General features: G+C 75.7%; 1 protein-coding gene. It reads left to right on the top strand.

Annotated elements, in window-relative coordinates; genetic code table 11:
• Nucleotides 1–28: 28 nt before the first annotated feature.
• On the top strand, nucleotides 29–1,363 hold a 1,335-nt coding region (locus FV228_RS29855), incomplete at its 3' end, for a DEAD/DEAH box helicase (RefSeq protein WP_246694080.1).

Below are 1,363 nucleotides of genomic sequence, written 5' to 3'. Positions count from 1 at the left end.
GGTCTAGCCCGGTCGGGCCGTCCTGTCCGTGGCGGCGCCCGGCCATCTGGTCGTGCTGCCCACCGGGGCCGGCAAGGCCCTGGTCATCGCCGCCCTCGCCCGGGAGGCGGTGACACAAAACCCCCTCGCCCGGGTGGCGATCGTCACCCACAGCCGCGAACTCGTCGCCCAGAACTTTTCGGAGTTGACCCGCTACTGGCCGGAGGCGCCGGCCGGCATCTTCTCCGCCGGGCTCGGGCGCCGGGAGGCCGGCGCGCAGGTCCTGGTCTGCGGCATTCAGTCCGTGGCCGACCGGCTCGACGCGGTGGGCCCGCGCGACCTCGTGATCGTCGACGAGGCGCACCTGATCCCGCGGGCCGCCCACACCCGCTACGGCCGGTTCCTGGCCGGCCTGCGGGCGCTCGCCCCCGGGATGCGGGTGGCGGGCTTCACCGCGACCCCCTACCGGCTCGATTCCGGCCGCCTCGACGCAGGGGAGGGCCGCCTGTTTTCCGGGATCGCCTACGAGGCCGATACCGGCGACCTGATCCGCCGGGGCTTCCTGGCGCCCCTCGTCTCCAAGGCGACCCTCACCCAGCTCGACGTCTCCGGGGTCGGCCGGCGCGGGGGCGACTACATCCCGGGGGAGCTGGAGGCGGCGGTCAACCGCGACTGGATCACCCGGGCCGCCGTGGCGGAGCTGGCGGAATACGGCGGCCGGCGCCGGGCCTGGCTCGCCTTCTGCGCCGGCCTCGCCCATGCCGACGCCGTGCGCGACGCGGTGCGGGCCGAGGGGTATTCCTGCGAGACCGTCTCGGGCGAAACGCCCCGCCGGAAGCGCGACCGGATCGTGTCGGCGTTCCGGGCGGGCAAGATCCGCTGCCTGACCTCGGTCGGCGTGCTCGGCACCGGCTTCAACGCCCCGGAGGTCGACCTCGTGGCGCTGCTGCGCCCGACCCGCAGCACCGGCCTCTACGTCCAGCAGGTCGGCCGGGCGCTGCGCCGCGCCCCCGGCAAGGCCGACGCGCTGATCCTCGACTATGCCGGCCTGGTGCGGATGCACGGGCCGGTGGACGCCGTCACGGCGCAGAGTGCCGCTCAGGTGCTCGGCGGGGCAGGGGGGCTGCGTGCAAAACCCTGCCCCGGCTGCGGCGCCCTGATCGCCCTGAACGCCTCCACGTGCGAGGCCTGCTGGACCGAGCCGGAGGACGAGGCCGACCCGGCCGCCCTGCACGACGCCACGGCCGAGGACGCATTGCCGATCCTGTCGGCCGAGATCGTGCCGGCCGCCGAGCCCGCCGGCCCTGCCCCGGAGGCGGAGGCGAAGGCGGAGGCGCCCTGGCATCCGGTGACGGACCTGAGCCTGGAGGCCGCCCCGGACGGC

This window comes from Methylobacterium sp. WL18, assembly GCF_008040015.1.
Taxonomy (GTDB): domain Bacteria; phylum Pseudomonadota; class Alphaproteobacteria; order Rhizobiales; family Beijerinckiaceae; genus Methylobacterium; species Methylobacterium mesophilicum.
Note: the sequence above shows the minus strand (reverse complement) of the source record. Positions and strands in the feature narration are given on the sequence as shown.